Source organism: Phormidesmis sp. 146-33, assembly GCF_052939515.1.
Map to the genome: position 1 here is coordinate 1 of NZ_JBJPHU010000198.1, position 7,125 is coordinate 7,125.

Annotated in this window: 10 protein-coding genes; 5 read left to right on the top strand and 5 right to left on the bottom strand. The window is 47.1% G+C overall.

From position 1 onward, the window contains the following. On the top strand, positions 1-192 hold a 192-nt coding region (locus ACJ2PR_RS34465; protein ID WP_446880429.1), incomplete at its 5' end, for a hypothetical protein. Between the two features lie 34 nt (positions 193-226). Next, positions 227-916: a class I SAM-dependent methyltransferase gene (locus ACJ2PR_RS34470; RefSeq protein ID WP_446880430.1), complete on the top strand. Its 690-nt coding sequence runs from the start codon at positions 227-229 to the stop codon at positions 914-916. Between the two features lie 244 nt (positions 917-1,160). Here the strand turns inward: ACJ2PR_RS34470 and ACJ2PR_RS34475 are convergent, their stop codons facing one another. Further along, the gene (locus ACJ2PR_RS34475) at positions 1,161-1,799 is read right to left on the bottom strand and encodes a TapB family protein (RefSeq protein ID WP_446880431.1); all 639 of its coding nucleotides are present in this window, start codon (positions 1,797-1,799) and stop codon (positions 1,161-1,163) included. 370 nt (positions 1,800-2,169) lie between these two features. Then, complete coding sequence (locus tag ACJ2PR_RS34480) at positions 2,170-2,940, bottom strand: pentapeptide repeat-containing protein (protein ID WP_446880432.1); 771 nt, start codon at positions 2,938-2,940, stop codon at positions 2,170-2,172. 278 nt (positions 2,941-3,218) lie between these two features. Between ACJ2PR_RS34480 and ACJ2PR_RS34485 the strand changes: the two genes are divergently transcribed. Next, positions 3,219-3,932 (top strand): class I SAM-dependent methyltransferase, encoded by a 714-nt coding sequence (locus ACJ2PR_RS34485; RefSeq protein WP_446880433.1) that lies wholly within the window; start codon positions 3,219-3,221, stop codon positions 3,930-3,932. An 80-nt stretch (positions 3,933-4,012) separates the two neighbouring features. On the opposite strand, the gene ureG is transcribed toward ACJ2PR_RS34485, so the two are convergent. Together ureG and ACJ2PR_RS34495 are read right to left on the bottom strand one after the other, a co-directional pair. Continuing rightward, a complete protein-coding gene (ureG, locus tag ACJ2PR_RS34490; RefSeq protein ID WP_446880434.1) occupies positions 4,013-4,657 on the bottom strand; it encodes an urease accessory protein UreG in 645 nt (214 codons plus the stop codon). A gap of 205 nt (positions 4,658-4,862) precedes the next feature. Then, on the bottom strand, positions 4,863-5,561 hold the full coding sequence (locus ACJ2PR_RS34495; protein WP_446880435.1) for an urease accessory protein UreF: 699 nt from the start codon (positions 5,559-5,561) through the stop codon (positions 4,863-4,865). A gap of 150 nt (positions 5,562-5,711) precedes the next feature. Here ACJ2PR_RS34495 and ndhO point away from each other — a divergent pair, with 150 nt between their 5' ends. Both ndhO and ACJ2PR_RS34505 read left to right on the top strand, forming a co-directional pair. Further along, positions 5,712-5,930 carry an NAD(P)H-quinone oxidoreductase subunit O gene (gene ndhO / locus ACJ2PR_RS34500; RefSeq protein WP_446860188.1) on the top strand — a complete coding sequence of 73 codons (219 nt, stop codon included), beginning with the start codon at positions 5,712-5,714 and terminating at the stop codon, positions 5,928-5,930. Between the two features lie 227 nt (positions 5,931-6,157). Next, positions 6,158-6,829 carry a hypothetical protein gene (locus tag ACJ2PR_RS34505; protein ID WP_446880436.1) on the top strand — a complete coding sequence of 224 codons (672 nt, stop codon included), beginning with the start codon at positions 6,158-6,160 and terminating at the stop codon, positions 6,827-6,829. A 60-nt stretch (positions 6,830-6,889) separates the two neighbouring features. Here ACJ2PR_RS34505 and pgk read toward each other — a convergent pair. Further along, a partial coding sequence (gene pgk, locus ACJ2PR_RS34510) for a phosphoglycerate kinase (RefSeq protein ID WP_446880437.1) occupies positions 6,890-7,125 on the bottom strand: 236 nt, incomplete at its 5' end.

Consider the following 7,125-nt stretch of genomic DNA (forward strand, 5'->3'; position numbering starts at 1 on the left):
CTCCGACAGGGGACTTTCACCCCATTAGTTCACGCCCATGCTGGGCGTACACAACCCGGTTGGAGCGGACGTTCAGAGTCTTTTCGTCTAGCGTTTAAGTTCTCTCATCGCCGCTCAACCGGAACGTTAGCTGGCTTCGTTCTGGTCGATAGGAGCGTTGTTTACAAGTCGTCGGTGGGCAGGGAAAATTAATTGGATCTTGAATTGTTTTTAACTTTGACTAGCTATGCGTTGCCCTCAATGTTTACAAGAGGTCAAGGAGTCGATTAAGCATTGTCAATGTGGTTTTGCCTTTGATGATGTAGCGTTGGTCGATTTACAAGATTGGTTTGCAAAGGTCAAAAAAACCTTGGCAACAGCGTATGCAGTCGCACCTACTGCGTGGCAACAATCTGGTAAGAGTGGGACATTTGAGGATTGGATACGACTTCGGATCGTAAACATAGCACCAGTGAAGCGATCAGGTACATATCTCGATATTGGTTGTGCGAATGGGTATTTGTTGGAGTGTCTAGTCGCTTGGGCAAAGTTAAAAGGCGTTGAGATTACACCTCACGGTCTGGACTATTCAGCCAAACTTGTTGATTTAGCTCGACAACGCCTTCAATCTTCGGGCAATATTTATATGGGTAACGCCTGGAATTGGACTCCGCCGCAGTGCTTTGATTATGTGCGAACTGAACTCGATTACGTGCCGCGCAATTATCGAAAGCCTTTTGTCGAAAGATTATTGGCTGAGTTTGTTGCTCAAAGCGGTCGATTGATCATTTCTCAATATCGCAGTCGTCGTGATGATTTAACTCAGGGCTGGGTTGATCAAGAGCTAGAAGGGTATGGGTTTCGAGTCGTTGAGACACATTCCGGGTATGACGGAAACGGTTTAGAATTATGTCGTGTAGCGGTTTTGCAATCGTAGTCGCGATCAGCCAGCTCACAATCCGCTTGCACACCGACCGTTGAGAGTTGGTTGGCTGAGAACGAAAGGTTACTAGCGGCGGGTGAAGCGGGTCGTTAGCCCGCATGACAGCAACCGCATCATTTACTGTGTCCCTTAAATCACAGATCTCGTTGACAAAACAGGATTAGGTTTTGGTTCTAAAGCTGTAATCCTGGAGTTCCGTAGTACGGGCGGCAGGTCTAGAACTTTTGTAGTTAGAATATTACTCTGACTTCACCAACCCAACCCCACTGGCATACCAGGAGATAGTTTTTGGAATCGGAATCACCGATCCAAGCGATCCCTGCGTTTCAACTTTCATGGCTATAAATTTACCTGCCGGAACAACCACAGTTTCGCTGGCGACAACCTTACTCACTTCAATAGTGGGCACCCCAAAAAATCCCTTGCCCTCCCACACCCAAGAATGTCCTGGTTGTAGCGGATTTTTGAGTACAATGCGTGGCGGCTCAAACGAAAAACCTCGATTCTCTTTCGACCATAGGGGATATTCATTGCGATGAGCAAGCACTTGCCCAGCAGGTTTAGAGTACCATTCTCGCGAGAATAGTTCACTTAGCTTGTCAATAGACGGTGTTCCAATTACATACAGGAGCGTGCCATCGGTTTGTCTCTCCTGACTCACCACGCTCAACTTATATTTGGAAGTGACAGATCCGTAAACAGAAGATTCCACATCGACGGTTTGGTACTGCCACCAATCACCAACGCGGAGGGGGAAATAATCGGGGGTTAGGGAAGCCAATGGGTTGAGGCAGGCAATTACTGTACCGCTGAACACAAGCAGCAAACCCAAAAAAAATACCAACTTAGTGGAAGCGTTATGATTCGGTTTTTTCATTACAGGATCACACTTGGACTGGGTTTGTTCTGAGCTAACTGAGATTGTTGACCAAGAGAATTAACTCATCAAGAGATATCGCTTAAACTCTCAGACAAGCGTGAATGCGTCTATCGTAAGCGATCGGTGAGGCATGGTCTAACAACACAGTGGAGCAGACGGTATAGAGTCTTTGCACTTCGTTTCAGTCATTTCTGCCGCTTACGTTACAGGTGGTGGCGGTGGTTTGAGAATTACTGGTTAGATGAACAACAAAACACCTACTAAGACCTCAAAAATCTAGTAGGTGTAGAGTAGTTTCAGTCGTTCTTTAGTCTGGCTCAAACGGTTTCTGTCAGTTGATTGTTCACAGATTGAGCATCAATTTTGTTCAATTGGGAGAATCGTTGTAATTGATGATTTTGCCATTAGAACCGATCACGTAGGTGAAATGAGCATCTGTAAGGTTGGCATTAGTCAAATTAGAACCAGTCAAAATAGTGTAAACAAGGTTAGCACTAGTCAAATCAGCACCACTGAGATTACTTTCGGTCATCTGAGTATTTTTCAAATTAGCACCACTCAAATTAGCACCACTCAAGTTAGCATTCTCAATCAAACAGTTGCTCAGGTCGGCTCCACTCAAATTAGCTTCACTCAAGTTAGCCTTCTTGATCCAACAGTTGCTCAGGTCGGCTCCACTCAAATTAGCACCACTCAGGTTAACTTTCCGCAAATCGGACTCACTCAAATTAGCACCACTCAAATTGATTCCGCTCAAGTCAACACCCATCGGAAACTTTTTCCCAAATTTTAACCGGATCAGGTAGATTCCACTAAAATCCCGTTCTCCAGCAGCATAACGCTCCAGCAAATCCTCAGCACTCAGCACTCCACCCTCCACCAAAGAATTGATATTCTCTTCAATGAAGTTTTTGACTTGTTCAACTAGAGTCGGCATCGCGTGTGTCCTCTCATAAATGAATATTTCTTCGATCGCGACATTAAACAGGCTGGCAATTTTGAAAGCCATCTCTAGGCTGGGGTCAAACTTTCCAGATTCAAACCCATTCACTGACTGACGACTGACTCCCAGTTGTCTGGCAAGTTCAGCTTGTGACCATCGGTGCAGTTGGCGAAGTTCTTTCAGTCGGTTTTTCATGGGGTTGCCTGCTCACCGTCAAGTACTACCTTACATCTTTGTCGAGTAGAGTGTCAAGTAATGCCTGACAAATTATGTCTGTGATATCGTTTGGAGTCGTTAAACTCTCGCCTCAAACGCGGCAGAACAACGCTGTTGCAGCGGGCAACAAAGTTGGTTGGTGTTATGGCAGAGGTTGTGGATAGCCACTGAACAGCAACGTTATGCTGAACTTCAAGGTCAAGATAACATTGGGTAAAAAGTAGAATATTGCTATTGATTTAGGGATCAAGTGAAAGATGAACAAGATTGAGAAAAAAAACCATTGGATGCTAGACGAATTGAAGAGCGCAGGCAGAGAAAATCTTGATGCCGAGCACGCATCTCAATATGACGTTAAGGAAGATGCTAGTGTCATGGAAGAGCTGGCACTTATGAAAAGGTTTGGACTTAATGAGCAATCAGAAGTGATAGACATTGGCGCAGGTACTGGACAGTTCACGCTTGCTGTTGCCTCAATGTGTACACGGGTGGTTGCAGTTGACGTTTCGCCTGTAATGCTGGACGTGCTCAAGGCAAAGGTTAGTGAGTCTTGCCTACGGAATGTTAAAGTTGTCCAGTCTGGTTTTCTCACTTATGAACACCAAGGAAGGCAAGCTGATATCGTCTATTCTCGCTATGCACTCCATCACCTTCCCGATTTCTGGAAAGCTCTAGCTCTTCAACGACTTCGACATATCGTTCGGACGGGAGGTGTGCTTCGGCTGTGGGATGTTGTCTACAACTTCGATCCGTCAGAAGCAACGGATCGCCTTGATGAGTGGTGTGCCACGCTCAACGACGCTCCTGAAGATGGCTGGACTCGGACTGATCTCGAAGAACACATCCGTGATGAGCATTCAACCTTCACTTGGCTTCTGGAGCCAATGATAGAGCGTGCTGGCTTTCATATTGAGGATGTTGTGTATTCACCAGACGGCATCTTTGCTAGGTATATTGCTCGTGCAATCTAAATACCTTGAATTAGCTAGTTGACTAACTACAGTTTGGTTTGTGGCCGTTTTCGCTTAAATCTACTGCACCCTGCTTATCGTTAATGCAAGTGCAAATCACGCTGAGTTGTCGATCTTGTACCAAGAGCAAACCCCGCTTGAGTTTGAATAAACTCTAAAATTTCGCTCAGTCCAACTTTAAGTTTGAGGTTTGTGAAGACGAAAGGCTTGTCTCCGCGCATCTTTTTAGCATCGCGCTCCATAACGCTCAAGTCAGCACCTACATAGGGAGCTAGATCTATTTTATTAATGACAAGCAAATCAGACTTTGTAATACCTGGGCCACCTTTTCGGGGAATTTTGTCGCCGCCTGCTACGTCGATCACATAAATATTCAAATCGACAAGTTCGGGACTAAAGGTTGCAGCTAGATTGTCACCGCCACTTTCAACCAGAATTAAATCTAGATTTAGAAATCGCTGTTCGAGGGTTTCGATCGCCGCCAAATTCATTGACGCATCTTCTCGAATCGCCGTATGAGGACACCCCCCCGTCTCAACACCGAGAATGCGATCGCGCTCCAGGGCCTGACTTTTCACCAAAAACTGAGCATCTTCTTGCGTATAGATATCATTCGTTACAACCGCAATGTTGAACGTTTGCCGCATTGCCTTACACAACGCATCCACTAGCGCCGTTTTGCCCGATCCAACTGGCCCCGCGATTCCCACTCGAAATGCATTCATAGAATTTTTGCTTCTGGTTTGACCCGAAAAGTTGTAGTCGTCGCTGGTTACAATTCAATGCTTAGAACTCACTGAGAACCCTCGTCTGAAAGTCCCCCAAAATTGGCAGCTTGAGAAGCAGAAGATGTCAACAACGCAAGAGATTCATTGAATTGACAACCTGATTAAAATTTACTGTTTGCAATTCATTGTACAGGACTCATATTTAGCTGCGAAACAGGCGACTGTACAACGTTTCATGGGCCATACTTGCCAGGGATAATCCCCAGCCACAGGTCGAGAGGTCGTCGTCTTGCAGCGTCAGAATTTCTTGAGTTGATCGCTCGATCGCTTCCCCCAATCCCAGCAATAATCTTTGTCCAGCCGTCTGTCCGAGGGGAATCAGTTTCACGCCAGCGCTGATCAAATTGGTCGCCCAACTGTGGAGATAGCCCAACACTGCCGATCGTTCATCAATTTCCCAACTCGCGGACACAATGCCGAAGGCGATCGCAAAGTTGCAGTTTTCGGAGGGGCTGAGGAGCGAGGCGTGAGGCGTGAGAAGCAGTGAGTCGGGCTGAAGGTCTTGAAAGAGGCATCGTAGCGATCGCCCCATTTGCCAACTTTGCGATCGTAGTTCTTCGGTTTCTCTCACAGCCGATAGCCAGCGGTTCCAATACAGCACAGTGGCAGGGTCAGAGAGCGAACGGGCCGCCCGCACCATCACAGCCGCTTCGAGGCGCACCGCTCCATACCGCAATTCTTGTCTTAGCCAATGTTCTAGACTTTCTGCACTCTCAATTTTTCCAGATTGAACGATCGCCTCAACCCCTTCTGAATAGCTGTAAGCTCCCACAGGCAACGTAGAACTGGCAAGCTGTAACAGGCGTAGCAGAGCAGTCTCTTGCATCATTTCTTGAACCATTAAGCCACCTTAGTTAATCTGAAGTCGCGACATACCGCACTCTCATCTATTAACCCAACCTCACACATCAATCGTATCCATCTATTATTTGTCTAAAATCTTCACCCAAAACTGCCTAAAATGCTAAGTAAGTCCAGTTTGAGGTAAATTATGGCAATCAAAAGAGGCGATCTGGTGCGTGCGGTGCGAGAAAAACTAGAAAACAGTTTGGAGGCACAGGCCAGCGATGCGCGGTTTCCCTCCTACATTTATGAAACTAAGGGCGAAGTGGTCGATATGAAGGGCGATTATGCTTTCGTTAAGTTTGGTGCCGTGCCCACACCCAATGCCTGGTTGAGAATTGATCAGCTTGAACCTTTTGAATCATAGAGTGCTGATAAGTTAAACGAGTCGTTGGTGAATTTTAATCGATCGCCAGCGACTTTGCTTTTTGAGCATCTTCATAAAGGCTCGATCGTAAGTGGCTATTTCGTGACAAGCCTGAATTTTGAATCACACTCATGAAGAAGACTCAACTTGAGAAAGAGTTAAGACTTTGGGCAACTAGGGCAAAGTGAGGCTATCAAGTTCTTAATCTATAGAAAGCGCGATCAACCATGAATCGACGATGGGCAGGTTGTCTGATAGGTTGTCTGGTTTTGACGGCGGCGGGAGGATACACGTTTTCATTGGTCGCTGCGACTCCAGAAGAAGCGCTACGCCAGCCTTTTTCATGTCCCGGTAGGCCAGATTTAGAAGCAAAGAACTTTCAGGTCTTGACCACGCGCAAATGGTCGAAGGGCATCGTCGCGGTTTATCGGGGGGCTTGCCCAGATGACGATAAGCCCACCTTTGCCAGCGAAAAGAAGGCCTCAAAACAGGTATTAAGCTACCGAGCCATGAAGCGAATCGGCATGGAGTGGCACCTGAGCAGCAGTGGGAGCCATCCGACTCAGGAATCTCAAAAGGCTAAATCTACGTCAGCCAAGCTGATTGACTACGGAGTAAACCGCGCTGCCGTCAAAGGCAAAGACCGCCACACCGTTCTCTATGGTCAAGTACTGTCACCCCAGGTCTCGGCGATCGAAGCCACCTTTAACAACGGCAAAAGCCTGCGTGATGAGAGTCCAGACGGCATGTTTGCGATCGTCGCTCCGGGTGCAACGGGCGTATGTGACATTCGAGTTTTTGGCTACGACAATCAGATCTTGCAGCGCGAAGAACTGATTTCACGCAACTCATCTGGCAAAGATGGCAACACCTGTCAGCCCATCTCAGGGCAATTGTAAAGGGGAATAGGCTGTAGAAAGCTTTGACCAAACGGCTCCCGACCTCCATTCCCCAATTTTTTACGCTTCGTCCAGGGCTGCAATTCCGGGCAATTCTTTACCTTCGAGCAGTTCGAGACTGGCACCGCCACCTGTAGAAATGTGGCTCATCTGACTGGCAAGACCAACTTTTTCGACGGCTGCTACTGAGTCACCGCCTCCGATAATGGTTGTAGTGCCTTTGGGTGTGAGTTCGGCTAGGGTGTGGGCGATCGCTTCCGTCCCCGCCGCAAACTTATCAAATTCAAACACGCCCA